The organism is Methylobacterium sp. WL7, from assembly GCF_008040085.1.
Classification (GTDB): Bacteria; Pseudomonadota; Alphaproteobacteria; order Rhizobiales; family Beijerinckiaceae; genus Methylobacterium; species Methylobacterium mesophilicum.
In genome coordinates this window covers 34442-47624 of record NZ_VRVG01000031.1, presented here as the reverse complement: position 1 = coordinate 47624, position 13183 = coordinate 34442, and the positions used below count along the sequence as shown (strand labels likewise).

At 70.4% G+C, this 13183-nt stretch carries 15 protein-coding genes; 10 read left to right on the top strand and 5 right to left on the bottom strand.

Annotated elements, in window-relative coordinates; genetic code table 11:
• Positions 1-218: 218 nt before the first annotated feature.
• Complete coding sequence (locus tag FV233_RS11005) at positions 219-1121, bottom strand: MBL fold metallo-hydrolase (protein WP_147897512.1); 903 nt, start codon at positions 1119-1121, stop codon at positions 219-221.
• Positions 1122-1378: 257 nt separating this feature from the next.
• On the opposite strand from FV233_RS11005, the gene FV233_RS11000 reads away from it, so the two are divergent.
• The 5 genes from FV233_RS11000 (at position 1379) to FV233_RS10980 (ending at position 4858) form a co-directional block, all read left to right on the top strand.
• The gene (locus FV233_RS11000) at positions 1379-2044 is read left to right on the top strand and encodes an SCO family protein (RefSeq protein ID WP_147897511.1); all 666 of its coding nucleotides are present in this window, start codon (positions 1379-1381) and stop codon (positions 2042-2044) included.
• 94 nt (positions 2045-2138) lie between these two features.
• A complete protein-coding gene (locus FV233_RS10995) occupies positions 2139-3728 on the top strand; it encodes a glucan biosynthesis protein (protein ID WP_147897510.1) in 1590 nt (529 codons plus the stop codon).
• A gap of 103 nt (positions 3729-3831) precedes the next feature.
• On the top strand, positions 3832-4062 hold the full coding sequence (locus FV233_RS10990) for a hypothetical protein (protein WP_147854962.1): 231 nt from the start codon (positions 3832-3834) through the stop codon (positions 4060-4062).
• Positions 4063-4065: 3 nt separating this feature from the next.
• A complete protein-coding gene (locus FV233_RS10985) occupies positions 4066-4446 on the top strand; it encodes a hypothetical protein (protein ID WP_147897509.1) in 381 nt (126 codons plus the stop codon).
• 163 nt (positions 4447-4609) lie between these two features.
• Positions 4610-4858 (top strand): flagellar protein, encoded by a 249-nt coding sequence (locus tag FV233_RS10980; RefSeq protein WP_147897508.1) that lies wholly within the window; start codon positions 4610-4612, stop codon positions 4856-4858.
• Positions 4859-4877: 19 nt separating this feature from the next.
• On the opposite strand, the gene FV233_RS10975 is transcribed toward FV233_RS10980, so the two are convergent.
• From FV233_RS10975 to FV233_RS10960, 4 genes are all read right to left on the bottom strand, one after another.
• Positions 4878-5594 (bottom strand): YoaK family protein, encoded by a 717-nt coding sequence (locus FV233_RS10975; RefSeq protein WP_147897507.1) that lies wholly within the window; start codon positions 5592-5594, stop codon positions 4878-4880.
• Positions 5595-5827: 233 nt separating this feature from the next.
• The gene (locus FV233_RS10970) at positions 5828-6214 is read right to left on the bottom strand and encodes a hypothetical protein (protein WP_238260306.1); all 387 of its coding nucleotides are present in this window, start codon (positions 6212-6214) and stop codon (positions 5828-5830) included.
• A 107-nt stretch (positions 6215-6321) separates the two neighbouring features.
• Positions 6322-6555 (bottom strand): hypothetical protein, encoded by a 234-nt coding sequence (locus FV233_RS10965; RefSeq protein ID WP_147854958.1) that lies wholly within the window; start codon positions 6553-6555, stop codon positions 6322-6324.
• A 149-nt stretch (positions 6556-6704) separates the two neighbouring features.
• Positions 6705-7331: a carboxymuconolactone decarboxylase family protein gene (locus tag FV233_RS10960; protein WP_147897506.1), complete on the bottom strand. Its 627-nt coding sequence runs from the start codon at positions 7329-7331 to the stop codon at positions 6705-6707.
• Positions 7332-7484: 153 nt separating this feature from the next.
• Here FV233_RS10960 and hrpB point away from each other — a divergent pair, with 153 nt between their 5' ends.
• The 5 genes from hrpB to FV233_RS10935 all read left to right on the top strand — a co-directional run bounded on the left by hrpB (position 7485) and on the right by FV233_RS10935 (position 13181).
• Positions 7485-9941 carry an ATP-dependent helicase HrpB gene (gene hrpB, locus FV233_RS10955; RefSeq protein ID WP_147897505.1) on the top strand — a complete coding sequence of 819 codons (2457 nt, stop codon included), beginning with the start codon at positions 7485-7487 and terminating at the stop codon, positions 9939-9941.
• 47 nt (positions 9942-9988) lie between these two features.
• On the top strand, positions 9989-10414 hold the full coding sequence (locus FV233_RS10950) for a PaaI family thioesterase (RefSeq protein ID WP_147854033.1): 426 nt from the start codon (positions 9989-9991) through the stop codon (positions 10412-10414).
• Between the two features lie 139 nt (positions 10415-10553).
• On the top strand, positions 10554-11705 hold the full coding sequence (locus FV233_RS10945; protein WP_238260330.1) for an SMP-30/gluconolactonase/LRE family protein: 1152 nt from the start codon (positions 10554-10556) through the stop codon (positions 11703-11705).
• A gap of 235 nt (positions 11706-11940) precedes the next feature.
• Positions 11941-12525: a DUF1285 domain-containing protein gene (locus FV233_RS10940; protein WP_147897503.1), complete on the top strand. Its 585-nt coding sequence runs from the start codon at positions 11941-11943 to the stop codon at positions 12523-12525.
• Complete coding sequence (locus FV233_RS10935; RefSeq protein WP_147897502.1) at positions 12522-13181, top strand: CoA pyrophosphatase; 660 nt, start codon at positions 12522-12524, stop codon at positions 13179-13181. Before FV233_RS10940 ends, FV233_RS10935 begins: the two co-directional genes overlap by 4 nt.
• The last annotated feature ends 2 nt before the right edge of the window (positions 13182-13183 follow it).

The window sequence follows — 13183 nt, the reverse complement described above, 5'->3', positions numbered from 1 at the left end:
GGCCTAAGCCGTTGAGTTTGCAACCGGCCTCAGCCGGGCCATTTGCAAAATTCTCTTTTCAGATCAACGCCCCGGATCAGCCTGGGGGACAGGGGGTCGTCGGTTCAAGTCCGGCCACTCCGACCATATCGGCTTCGCCCATCGCGAATACGAGCACGCGGGGCAACATCCTTAAGCATCCGGGTCCGCGACGTCGCTGTTCTCGCGCGTTCGGGCGATCAGTCCGGCGGAGCGTAGGCCGAACCGTCAGCGGCTCGGGCCGGCTCGTCCACGTAGCGCCCGTTCTTGGGAACGGCGACATTGTCGAACGTGTCGGCCAGGGCGTGGAGCGCCCGCCGCATCTCGGCTCCCTGCAAAGGACGGCCGTGACCCGTGATGACCCGCTCGGGTTCGAGGGCGGCGAGCGCCCGGACGGAGTGGCGCGCAGCTTTCCAGTCGAGGGTCAGGTACATGGGCGGCCCATGCAGCTCCGGCTCCTGCATCGCCACCGCATAGGCCGATTCCTGCGCCGTGGTGACGAAGGCATCGCCGACGATCAGGGTGCGGTCGGCCTCCCGCCAGAACGAGACGTGACCCGGCGCGTGGCCGGGCGTGTGGATCCAGCGCCAGCCAGCCATCGGTGGAACGGACCCGTCAGCCGGCAGATCCTGCAACCGATCGGACACGTCGACCGGCCGCGTCGGGAACAGCGGCGACAGGCGGCCCAACAATCCGCCGCCGACGCCCGGATCCGGGGTGGGGTAGGAGGCGCTGCCGTCGAGATACGGGCGCTCCAGCGCATGCGCGAAGATCGGGACGTCCCACTCCGCGGCGAGATCCTCCAGCACGCCGACATGGTCGAAATGGCCGTGTGTCAGCACGATCGCGGCAGGCCGTGCGCCCGCACCGAACCGTGCTTCCGCGGCGGCCTTGATCGAGCCCTTCGCGCCCATCACGCCCGCATCCACCAGCACCCAACCGCGGTCGCCAGACCCGGGGGCGCCGACGAACACGGTGTTGACCAGCACGAGCCGCCGATATGCCACGTCGCCCGTGACGGCGTGGGTGAAATCGTCCCGCTCGGCATCACGGGCCGGATCATCGGCGCGGGCTTTGGGATCGACCGGGATCTGCTGGGCCATGTCGGGCGGCTCCCCTGCCAGGTGCCCGAGCAGGCCGGCATCGAGGGACCCGCTCAAGTCATTGCGACGGCAACGATTCTCACGCTGCGGCCTCAGCGGCTCGGGCGTCGGATGCGTCGGCCGCTCCTGTATCGCAAACCGGGGTTCCCGAGGCAGGTTCCCGGTCCGCTGTGGCGTCCCCCTCGCCGCAGCGGCTTCGCGCACGGCCTGGCGTACCCCATATTGCAACGATCGACGCACCCGTCGCAGGTTCGAGCATGGCACCGAATCCCGTCGCCCTCATCGCCTCCGCCGCCATCGTCACCCTGGTCGCCACGGGAACGGGGGCGATCGTCCTGCAACAGGGATCGCAGTTCAGCCATCCGCGCCGCGTCGGTGGCGCCTTCGCGATGGCGGATCTCGACGGGCGCCCGGTGAGCCAGGCGGACCTGCGCGGCAAGCCCTCGGCCCTGTTCTTCGGCTTCACCCATTGCCCGGAGGTCTGCCCCACGACGCTGTCCACCCTGTCCGGTGCGCTCGGCCGCATGGGGCGTGACGCAGACCGGCTGAACGTGGTTTTCGTCACCCTCGACCCGGAGCGGGACACGCCCGACAGCCTGCGGGATTATCTCACCGCGTTCGATCCCAGGATTCGCGGTTTCGTCGGCACGCCCGACCAGGTCGCCCGCATGGCCGACGCCTACCACGTCGCCTACAAGCGCGTCCCGGTCCCGGGCGGCGACTACACGATGGAGCATTCCGCCACAGTCGGCCTGTTCGACAAGACCGGCCGCATGGTCGGCGAGATCGGCTACGGGGAGGACGAGGACCGCACGCTGTCCAAGCTGATCACGCTGGCCCTGCCGGGCCAGTGCGCTCCCGGTGGCGGCGCGGCGCTGTGGGAGACCAACGGTCCGACCAACGCCTGCGGCCCGCGAAGCTGAACCTCAGCCGGCTGAGCCGTCAATGGCGCGCTCATTCCAGCGTGACTAGAGGACGCGGCGGGTCGTCGGAGGGGCGATTCCCGGAGGTTTCAGCTTGATCACGCGACGCGCCCTGACCGCCGTAGGCCTGCTGGCCCTCTCGCCGCTGGCGCGATCCGCCGAGGCCGCACCAGGCGGTCCGCGCCTGGCGCCGCCGGAGCCGATGGATTTCGAACGCCTGAAGGATCTGGCGCGCACGCTGCGCGATCGTCCCTACATGCTGCCCCCCGAGACCCCCCCGTCGCCGACCCTCGACGCGCTGACCTACGGACCGCTTCAGGAGATCCGCTACCCGCCAGCGCACGCACTGTTCCCGGAGAGCCCGTACCCGGTCACCTTCTTCCACCTCGGCAACTTCTTCCGTCACCCGGTGAAGATCTTTGCGCTGGAAGGCGGCCAAGCCCGGGAAGTGCTGTATTCCCGCGATCTCTTCGCCTACCCGCCCGGCAATCCCGGCAAGGACCTGCCCGACGGCTCGGGCTTTGCCGGCGTTCGCTTCCAGAAGGTCGCGGCAGGCCGGCCCGGTGACGACGGCGACTGGCTGGCATTCCTCGGCGCCTCCTATTTCCGCGCCGCCGGTGACGGCGCGCAGTACGGAGCCTCCGCTCGGGGCATCGCCATCGATACGGCAGCGGGGCCGGGGAAAACGGAAGAATTCCCGGTCTTCACGCGCTTCTACGTCTCCCCCGCCGCGGACGGGGCGGTTTCGGTGCTGGCGCTTCTCGAAGGTCAGAGCCTGACCGGGGCCTACCGGTTCACCGCCCGGAAGGAGCCGCACGTGGTGATCGACGTCGCCTGCACTCTGTATATCCGCAAGGCGGTCGAGCGGTTCGGCGTTGCGCCCCTGACCTCGATGCTCTGGTATTCGGAGGGGATGAGCCGGTTCCTCGCCAGCGACTGGCGGCCCGAGGTGCACGATTCCGATGGCCTGCTGATGCAGACCGGCGCCGGCGAGATGATTTGGCGCCCGCTCAACAACCCGCCGCGCCTCAGCGTCAGCGCCTTCGCGGATGCGTCGCCGAAGGGCTTCGGGCTGCTCCAGCGCGACCGGGCGTTCGACACCTACATCGACGACGGCTTCGAGGAGAACCGCCCCCACATCTGGGTCGAGCCGCAGGGCGATTGGGGAAAGGGCAGCGTGCAGCTGATCGAGATTCCGACGCACCAGGAGACCGACGACAATATCGGCGCCATGTGGGTCCCGGCCGACCCACCCGCCGCGGGTGCCGAGCGCAGCTTTGCCTATCGCCTGCACTGGCCGGTGACCGAGCCGGTCGCCACCGATCTCGCCCGCTGCGTCGCGACCCGGGCGACCAAGGCGTCCTGGCTGTCCGACGCGGACCGGCGGCCGGGCCGGGCGAACCTCGTGCGCCAGTTCGTCCTGGAGTTCGAGGGTGCGGCCCTGGCCGGTCTCGACCCGGAGAAGGCGCAGGTGGCCCTGACGCTGTCCCGGGGCAGCGCCGAGGAGGTCGGGGCGACCTGGGCGCCCTACGGCAAGCCAAGCCCCTGGCGGGTCTTCCTGAAGGTCTACGCCGAAGGGCCGCAGCCGATCGAGATGCGGCTGCAACTCAAGAGTGGGGACCGCCTTCTCTCAGAGACCTGGGCATACCAGTATTATCCTGAGGCGCCCGGGACCGTATTGTAGGCGGCGCGACCGGGCGCATTGCCGGCGCAGGCCGGCTGCCTCTAGAAGGTCGAGCCCCGGCCGCACCCGCCGGCTTGTCCCATCGCCCGCATCCGAGGCCGTCATGAACGGCGAACGACCGCCCGGCACCGATCTGCCCGACGCCCTGACTCGGCTGCTGAGAGCGCCCAAGAGCGCGATCTGGCCGACGCCCGAGGATCGGGATCGCCTGCGCCTCGGTCGCCAGCGGCCCCGGCAACCGAGCGGGGCCGTGTTGGGCGTCTGGATCTGGGCGATCCTGTACAATGTGATCGGCTTCGCGATCCTCGCGACCCTCTGGCGGACGATGCACTGACCGATGAACGCATTCCTGTCGACCCGGCCCGGATCACGCCGCGCCATCCTGTCCGTCCTGCTCGCGGCGAGCCTGACCTCCGTGCCGGCCCGGGGGCAGACGCCCGAGAGCGCCCTGAACGCCGATGACGGCACCGGGGCGGTGAAGGTCTGCGCGCCCGTAGCGATGCCGCGCTGGCGCTCGATGATCCCGGCCCCGAAAACCTGGACCTTCCTGGACTGCATGGGCTTCTCGGGCGAAATGGGCGCCAGCCACTTCCAGCTCGGCTGCCTGTTCGCCAACGTCACGCCGCACGCGCAGAAATACGCCTGGGGACCGGTGGTTGCGATCGAGAAGGCCGCCTTGGCCAAGCCGCAGCCGCCCATGCCCAATTGCGGATGGTGACACGCCGGTCCGGCTCAGGTCGGACGCCCCCACACGAATCGGTATCGGCCGATCGACCGCTGAATCCGCGCGGATGAGATCGGCGCCATACCTTGCATTTGATCGATCCGCGAAACCCTTGTCTCTCGAGTTCGTGCGATGCTCCGCGGGAGGAGAGCCCACGATGATCGACGCGCTTCAGACCGCGACCGCCGGCATGACCCGGGCCACCGACCGCCTCGGGAATGCCGCGCAGCGCATCGCGGAAATCGGGGTGCCGGCCGGGGATGCCGCGCTGCCGCCCGCCGCGCAGGTCGATCTGTCGAGCACCGTCGCGGATCTGATCGGGTCGCGGACATCCTTCGCGCTGAACGCCGCGGTGGCGCGCACCGCCGACCGCATGAGCGGCCAACTGCTCGACATCACCGCCTGAGGGCCGTGCGACAACGCGCTCACTCGGCCGGTGCCGAACGGCGCGGGCCGATCGCGGGGGCCGCCAGGAGCGCCAGGATCGCGGCGGCGGCGAACAGCAGCCCGACGCCGATCGCGCGGTACGCGACCACGCCCAGGAGGCCCCCGCCGAGGAACGCGCCAACCGTCATCAGGTGGAGCCGCAGCTTGTCGGGGTCATGGCGTTTCGCCAACGGGTCGCCGGCCCTGCGGTCCAGCCAGCGCGCGAGTTCGATCCCGATATCGGTGATCATTCCCGTGACGTGTGTGGTCCGCACCCGGGCATCCGTGATCTTCGTCACCACGGCGTTCTGCAGGCCCAGGACGAAGCTGAGGCCGAACACCAGAGCCTCGCCCCGCGCCGGCTCGGCCAGTGGGAGTGCGATCAGACCGATCGCCGCAAGCAGGAGGGCTTCGGCCCGGATGCCGTAGGCGTAAGCCCCGGAGGGGGCGTGGCGCCGGCGCCGGCGAATCAGCAGGGTCGAGGTCGCGGCGCCCAGCACGAAGAGCACGACGAGGAGAAGCGCCTGGGCGGCGAGGATCAGGTCGCCGGTCCCGGCTCGGTCCGAGATCGCCGAAACGTTGCCGGTCATGTTCGAGGCGTAGAATCCGACCGCGTAGAAGCCCGCCGTGTTCAGGGCGCCGGCCACAGCCGCCAGGGACCAGGACAGGGTCAGGTCGGCATCGCGGGTGCGCGTCTCGCCTTCATGGACAAGCATGGAATCGCCGATGCCGTTTGGATCAGTCCGGATTGAGTCGGTGATCGTACCCGACCCGCCCGCGATCGGGTACGCGACCGCGGCGCAGTAGTGCCCTGCGTCGCGTTTCCGGACCAAGCGCCATCGTAGACGGCCGACCGAGCGGGACGAGACCATTCCGATGCCATTGCACACGAAACGATCCCGACATCACCGTCAGGGTCGCCCGCCGGGATCGTCGCACCGTCCCATCCTCACCAGCCGCGGTCGTACCGACCGTAGCCGCCTTCGTCGTCGCAATCCGCCTCGTCTCGCCAGCGGCGGTGACCGTAGCCCACCGGGACGCGCTCGTAGGTGACAACGCGCCGCGTGGCGTAGACCGGCTCGACGGCGTCGTAGGCGCGGTAGATCGGGCGCGGCCGGACCACCACGGGGATCGGCCCGTAGCCCTCCTCCTGGATGCCGTACGCGTGGCCGTACCCCGGCGCGGCCTGGGCAGCCGCACCGATCAGGGCGCCGGCCGCCAAGCCACCGATGATCCCGGCCACGACGGCACCACCGCCGCGCGCCTCGGCGGCCGTGGATGCGAGGGTCCCCGCGCCGATCAGCGCGGCGGCCGAAAGCACAGCGATCCGTTTCATGATCTGACTCCGAATGAAGCGCGGGATCACCGGGGCGATCCCGATCACGGAGGACAGAATGCCTCGGCGTCGCTGCATCGGCGCTGAAGTCCGGCTGCAGCCAACGTTCAGCTTTCAGCCTCCGCGGTGATCATCGGCGCCTCTCGGACGTAGCCGCGCGAGATCAGGCGGCTGCGCTCGCGCGTCCGGCGCTCGGCATCCATCAGGTCGGACAGGGCGTCGGCGATGGCGCAGCGGAGCGCGATGCCGGCATCGCCGCCGGCAAAGCCGAGATAGGCGCGGCTGATCGCGTCGACCGGGCAGGCATGGTCCTTCTGTGCGGCAAGCGCCTGGGACAGCATCGGGGCTCCTTCGTCACGCCCTGGAACGAAGAGAGAACAATTCATAAGGGTTAACGCTTCGTCAACGCCAAGAGGAGCACGGTCATGAGCCTGGGCAAACCCTGTGGATAACGGGGATCAGGATGCCCGGGCGCTGTGGAGAACCCTGTTCATTCCGGAAGGCGCGGGAGGCGCTCGCCGTCCTGGGGAATCGGGTAGCGCGCCGTGTTCAGATCCATGGCGAGCAAGGTGTAGTAACCCGAGATGGCGGCCAGATCGACAATACCAGGGTTCCCGAACCGAGCCTCGGCCTGGGCGTAGGTCGCATCCGAGACGCGCCGGGTATCCTGCAGTTCGGTCGTGAAGTCGTACACGATCGTCTCGTCCTCGCTCATCCGGGCCGGCCGGCGCCCATCGCGGATCGCCGCGACGATCTCCGGGGCGATGCCGGCCTTCTCGGCGATGGGTGCGTGGACATACCACTCGTAATCCTGCGTCCAGCGCCGGGCCGTGAGCAGGATCACCAGTTCCGACAGCGTCGTGCCGATCTTCGGTTTGAAGCGCAGGTAGTCGCCCATCGCGCGGGCGAAGGTCATCACCTCGGGCGAGTGCATCAGCGGCTGGAAAGGGCCGAACGGCGGCTTGCCGCGGGCCTGCTCGAACGCCTCGGCGGCCTGCCTCTGCTCAGGCGTATAAGCCTGCGGCGGAATGGTCGGCAGGCGCTCCTCGGCCGCGATCGAGAGGGTGGGGAACAGGGCCGCGAGCGCCAGGGCGCGGGCGGCGGGGCGGATGCGCATCGTTTCACTCCCGGATCGTTGCGCGTACGTTCACCCCTGCCTGCGGCGCCGGCCAGGGCAGGGGGCGGCCGATCGGTGTCGATCGCGCCTCGGCGTCACGTGTGAGCGCCGGGCGGTTGCGCCCCGCGCCGGACCGGGCCATCAGCGGAGGCGATGGCCGGTCCAACCTCCGCGCTGCCGATCGAGGCCGCACTCCCCGAACTGCGTCGGGTGCTATCCGCCCGGAATGCCGCCGTCCTGGTGGCGCCCCCCGGCGCCGGCAAGACCACGCGCGTCCCCCTCGACCTGCTCGACGCCCCCTGGCTTGAGGGACGCAAGATCATCCTCCTGGAGCCGCGCCGCCTGGCGGCCCGAGCCGCCGCCGCCCGGATGGCGCAGACCCTGGGCGAGCCGGTCGGCGAACGGGTCGGCCTGCGGGTGCGGCTCGGTTCGAAGATTTCGGCGCGGACCCGGATCGAGGTCGTGACCGAGGGCGTGTTCACCCGCATGATCCTCGAAGACCCGGAACTCGCGGGCATCGGCGCGGTGCTGTTCGACGAGTTCCACGAGCGGTCCCTCGACGCCGATCTGGGCTTGGCCTTCGCGTGCGACGCGCAGGGCGGTTTGCGTGAGGATCTGCGGATCCTGGTCATGTCCGCGACCCTGGATGGCGCCCGCGTCGCGCGGCTGCTCGGCGACGCCCCCGTGGTCGCGTCCGAGGGCCGGGCTTTCCCGATGGAGACCCGGTACGCCGAGCGCGACCCGAACCGGCGGATCGAGGATTCGGTGGCCGAGGTCACGCTGCGCGCGCTCCGGGCCGACCCGGGTTCGGTGCTGGTGTTCCTGCCGGGACAAGCCGAGATCCGCCGCACCCACGACCTCCTGGCCGACAAGGTCGGGCCGGAAGTCCAGCTCGCCCCGCTCTACGGAGCGCTCACCCCGGCCGAGCAGGACCGCGCCGTCGCGCCGGCGCCGGCCGGTACCCGGAAGGTCGTGCTGGCCACCAGCATCGCCGAGACCTCGCTGACCATCGAGGGCGTCCGGATCGTGGTCGATTCCGGCTTGGCCCGCGTGCCGGTCTACGAGCCGGGGCTCGGCCTGACCCGGCTGGTCACCGCCCGGGCGTCGCGGGCCTCGGTGGACCAGCGCCGGGGGCGGGCCGGGCGGACCGAGCCGGGTCTGTGCTGGCGGCTGTGGTCGGAGGCCGGCACCAATGCGCTGGAACCGTTCACCCGTCCGGAGATCCTGTCCGCGGACCTCGCCGGAATGCTGCTCGACTGTGCCGCCTGGGGCGTGACCGACCCGGGCACGCTTGCCTTCCTGGATCCGCCGCCCGCCCCGGCGCTCACGGAGGCCCGCACCATGCTGGCCGCCCTCGGGGCGCTCGACGCCGACGGTCGCCTGACCGAGGTCGGCACGCGATTGCGCGCCCTGCCGCTGCCGCCCCGGCTCGCCCGGATGGTGACGGTGGCGGCCGGAACCGGCCACGCCCGCGCCGCCGCGGATCTCGCGGCGGTTCTGGTCGAGCGTGGGCTGGGCGGCGACGGCATCGACCTCGACGAGCGGGTCGAGCGCTTCCGCAGGGACCGCGGCGCCCGGGCCGCGGATATGCGCCGCCTGGCCCAGAACTGGGCTCGGATCGCGGGCGGGCCGCAGACGGACGCTTATAGCACCGCCGGCCTGCTGCTCGCCCTGGCCTATCCGGACCGGGTCGCCCGCGCCCGGGGACGGGAGGGCGAGTTCGTGATGGCCAGCGGCCGCGCCGGCCGACTCGACCCGGCGAGTCCGCTCGCCCGGGAGACCTTCGTGGTCATCGCCGACTTGGCCGGCGCCGCCGGCAACGCCCGCATCCTGGCGGCGGCGGCCATCGGTGCCGACGCGATCGAGCGGCTGTTCGCCGACCGGATCGAGGCGCGCACCGAGGTCACCTTCGATCCGCAGGCCGCCGCTCTGCGCGCCAGAGCGGTCCGGCGCCTGGGTGCGGTCAGCCTCGGCGAGCGGCCGCTGACTGTCCCGGCCGAGATCGCGTCCGCCGAGATTCTCGCCCGCGGCCTTGTCGGCCTCGGACTCGACCGCCTGCCCTGGACGCCGGCCCTGTCGCAATGGCGGGCCCGGGTGCAGTTCCTACATGCCGCCGAGGGCGATACGACGTGGCCGGATCTCTCCGACGCCGCCCTCGGGGCGAGTGCCGCAGCTTGGCTGGCGCCGGCGCTCGTCGGACGCAATTCCCTCGCGGCGATCACCCCGGACGACCTCGGCGGCGCCCTCCAGGGCCTGCTGCCCTGGCAACTTCGCAGCCGCCTGGATTCGGAGGCGCCGACCCATGTCGAGGTGCCGACCGGCTCGCGCATCCCGATCGACTACACCGAGGCCGAGCCTGTGCTGGCGGTCCGGGTGCAGGAATTGTTCGGCCTGGACCGCCATCCCACCGCGGGCGGCCGGCCCCTCGTGCTGCACCTGTTGTCGCCGGCACATCGCCCGATTCAGATCACCCGGGATCTGCCGGGCTTCTGGCGCGGTTCCTGGGCGGCGGTGCGCGCTGAGATGCGCGGGCGCTACCTGCGCCATCCCTGGCCGGAAGACCCGCTGGCCGAGGCGCCGACCCGGCGCGCCAAGCCCCGCGGCACGTGAGCTTCGGCAAGCCCGATGCCCGTCAACGACGAGATGGACGAGACCCGATGGCGATTGACCCGACACCCATCGATCCTGCATCCGAGGGCTGGGCGTTGGTGGAGGATGCGGGCTTCATCGCCCACGTCGGCCCCCTCCATATCCGCGCCGCGGACGGCGCCTACGCGTTCCGTGCGGAGCAGAAGCACGCCAACCTGATCGGCGTGGTCCATGGCGGCATGCTGATGAGCTTTGCCGACCGCGCCCTGGGCGAGACAGCGATGCGGGCCGCCGACGGCGCCAACTGCGTCACGATCCAGCTCGAGATGAAGTTCGTCGATGTCGGCCGCCTCGGCGACTGGCTCACCGTGCATCCCGGGGTGGTGAAACGCACCGGCTCCCTGGTGTTCATGCGCGGAGAGGTTCGCCAGGGCACGCGCCTCGTGGCGACAGCGGACGGCGTTTGGAAGATCCTGCGACGCAAGCCCGGTTGATCGAACCACGGTCCCAGTCATACTGCCGAGATCGGCAAGAGTTAGATCGACGATCGGTCGGCATACGGGGATGATTGCCATGTCACAACCGCAGAATGACGCGGCCGGAACTGGACTCGCGCTGCCGTCCCGTCGCGCGATGCTCGTCGGTGCTGGCGCGGCCCTGGCCTCGACCACGGCGGCTCTCGGCCAGCCGGAGCCGCCCAGCACCGTGACCAACCCGCCCCGCGACTTTCGTCCCAGTGCAGCCCCGACCACCTATTTCAACGATCCCGACGTCATCACGGTCGATCCGGCCTTCGGCCCCTACGTGGTCCCAAACAGCGCCATCCGCCGCCTCTGGACCGGCGCACTCTGGGCGGAGGGGCCGGCCTGGAACAGCCTCGGCCGCTTCCTGATCTGGAGCGACATCCCGAACGACCGCCAGATGCGTTGGCTCGAGGAGGACGGGCATGTGGGCGTCTTCCGCAGCCGCAGCAACAACTCGAACGGCAACACCTTCGATCGCCAGGGCCGCCAGATCTCCTGCGAGCACGTCACCCGGCGGGTGGTACGCTATGAGCTCGACGGCTCGGCCACGATCCTGGCCGACCGCTTCGACGGCAAGCCGTTCAATTCACCCAACGACGTCGAGCAGCACGCCGACGGATCGTACTGGTTCACGGATCCGCCCTATGGCGGTCTCCTGTACGAGGGGATGCCGGACGAGGCGGGCGGCCCCTCGAACCCGCAGGGCCGGATCAATCCGCGGCTCGGCCAGCCGGCCGGGATCGCCGTGGGCAAACGCGCACTCCCCAACGCACTCTACCGCATCGACCCGACCGGCCGGATCGACCAGGTCCTGACGGACGCGCAGGTGCCGAATCCGAACGGACTTTGCTTCTCGCCAGACCGCAAGACACTCTACCTGTCCTCCACCGGGAAGGGCCCCGGCGATACCGGAGCCGGCGGCAAGGGCGAGATCTACGCCTTCGATGTCGGGGACGGCCCCAAGCTGTCGAACCAGCGGCTGTTCTCCGATTGCGTCGTGGACGGCGTGAAGTGCGGACCGGACGGCATGCGGGCCGATGTCGACGGCAACCTCTGGGTCGCGAGCAACGCGGGCCGGGCGGTCGGCTACAACGGCGTCACCGTGTGGTCGCCGCAGGGCCAACTGATCGGCCGCATCCGCCTGCCGGAGGCCTGCGGCAACCTCACCTTCGGCGGCCCGAAGCGGAATCGCCTGTTCATGACGGCGAGCCAGTCGCTGTATGCGGTCTATGTGAACACGCAGGGGGCCGGGCCGGCCTGAATGCGTGGAAGGGCCAACACAACGCAGACGCGGAATTGATTGAAGCCGGATTTCCCATTCGCCACCTGATCCTGAAGCCCGCGCTCCGGCAGGCGTCGGGACGCGGACGAGGAGTCAACAGCCCTCGGCCCAATGGGTCCTGGCGCTCGCCCGAACGACGAAGGCGACGGACGGCGGCGAAAGGCGGAAAAGCAACCGTGGTTGCCAGGCCCCCAAGGCGCTATCTGTAACGGGCATGAGTGAGGAACCCGCCCCCGACCCGACCTTGAGCCGCCTCGGCGCCGCCTTGGGCGACCTGCCTAAGCGTGGGCTACCGCCGGTCGAGACATGGAACCCGCCCTATTGCGGCCCCATCGATATCCGCATCGCCGCGGACGGCACCTGGCATCACAACGGCTCGCCGATCCGCCGGGAGAAGATGGTGAAGCTGTTCGCCTCCATCCTGCGGCGCGAGCCGGATGGGCGGACGGTGCTGGTCACCCCCGTGGAGAGCGTCGGCATCACCGTCGACGACGCCGCCTTCGTAGCCGTCGAGATGGCGGTGGACGGTATCGGGCAGGACCGGCGGATCTCGTTCCGGACCAATGTCGACGATCTCGTGAGCGTCGACTCCGAGCATGCCCTGCGCTTCGAGCAGGACCCGGATGGGGCTCTGAAGCCCTATCTTCATGTCCGGCGCGGACTTTCGGCCCTGGTGACCCGCGCGCTCACCTACGATCTGGTGGACCTCGCCGAGGAGCGCGTGATCGACGGGCAGCCGTGGCTCGGCCTCTGGGCCGGCGGCACCTTCCACAGGATCGCCCCGGCCGAGGCCGCGTGAGCGACCCGCTCGCCGAATTCCTCGCCCGCGCCGCGTCCCACCTATCCCCGGACCCACCGGGCCCGGACGATCCGACCTCGAATCCCCGGGGAGACCATAGTCTCGACCCGGACGGGAGCGCGGTGATCCCGCCGCCGCCGCACCGGCGGGCCGCAGTGCTGGTGCCGGTGGTGTTCCGGAGGGACGGCCTGAGGCTGGTCCTGACCCAGCGGGCGGCCAACCTGCGTGACCATTCTGGGCAGGTCGCGCTGCCCGGCGGCAAGATCGACCCGGCCGATCCCGGACCCGCGGACGCCGCCCTGCGGGAGGCCCACGAGGAGATCGGGCTCGCGCCCGAATCAGTCCGCCTGCTCGGCTATCTCGACCCCTACCTGTCGGGCACCGGGTTCCTCGTCACGCCGGTGATCGGCGTGGTTCCGTCCGACGCCGCCTTCACGCCGAACCCCACCGAGGTCGCGGACGTGTTCGAGGTGCCGTTGCCGGTGCTGATGAACCGGGAGCGGTACGTTCTGCAGGCGCGGGTCTGGCAGGGACGCACCCGCCGGTACTATGCCCTGACCTTCGAGGACCGGCTGATCTGGGGCGTCACCGCCGGGATCCTGAACAACCTCCGGGAGCGCCTCTACCCGGAAACCGGCCCCCACCCTGCGGGATAAGG

Excerpts from the sequence above, each read along its gene's own strand:
- FV233_RS11005 (WP_147897512.1), bottom strand. The coding sequence starts at position 1,121 with ATGGCCCAGCAGATCCCGGTCGATCCCAAAGCCCGCGCCGATGATCCG.
- FV233_RS11000 (WP_147897511.1), top strand. The coding sequence starts at position 1,379 with ATGGCACCGAATCCCGTCGCCCTCATCGCCTCCGCCGCCATCGTCACC.
- FV233_RS10990 (WP_147854962.1), top strand. The coding sequence starts at position 3,832 with ATGAACGGCGAACGACCGCCCGGCACCGATCTGCCCGACGCCCTGACT.
- FV233_RS10985 (WP_147897509.1), top strand. The coding sequence starts at position 4,066 with ATGAACGCATTCCTGTCGACCCGGCCCGGATCACGCCGCGCCATCCTG.
- FV233_RS10980 (WP_147897508.1), top strand. The coding sequence starts at position 4,610 with ATGATCGACGCGCTTCAGACCGCGACCGCCGGCATGACCCGGGCCACC.
- FV233_RS10975 (WP_147897507.1), bottom strand. The coding sequence starts at position 5,594 with ATGCTTGTCCATGAAGGCGAGACGCGCACCCGCGATGCCGACCTGACC.
- FV233_RS10970 (WP_238260306.1), bottom strand. The coding sequence starts at position 6,214 with ATGAAACGGATCGCTGTGCTTTCGGCCGCCGCGCTGATCGGCGCGGGG.
- FV233_RS10965 (WP_147854958.1), bottom strand. The coding sequence starts at position 6,555 with ATGCTGTCCCAGGCGCTTGCCGCACAGAAGGACCATGCCTGCCCGGTC.
- FV233_RS10960 (WP_147897506.1), bottom strand. The coding sequence starts at position 7,331 with ATGCGCATCCGCCCCGCCGCCCGCGCCCTGGCGCTCGCGGCCCTGTTC.
- hrpB (WP_147897505.1), top strand. The coding sequence starts at position 7,485 with ATGGCCGGTCCAACCTCCGCGCTGCCGATCGAGGCCGCACTCCCCGAA.
- FV233_RS10950 (WP_147854033.1), top strand. The coding sequence starts at position 9,989 with ATGGCGATTGACCCGACACCCATCGATCCTGCATCCGAGGGCTGGGCG.
- FV233_RS10945 (WP_238260330.1), top strand. The coding sequence starts at position 10,554 with ATGCTCGTCGGTGCTGGCGCGGCCCTGGCCTCGACCACGGCGGCTCTC.
- FV233_RS10940 (WP_147897503.1), top strand. The coding sequence starts at position 11,941 with ATGAGTGAGGAACCCGCCCCCGACCCGACCTTGAGCCGCCTCGGCGCC.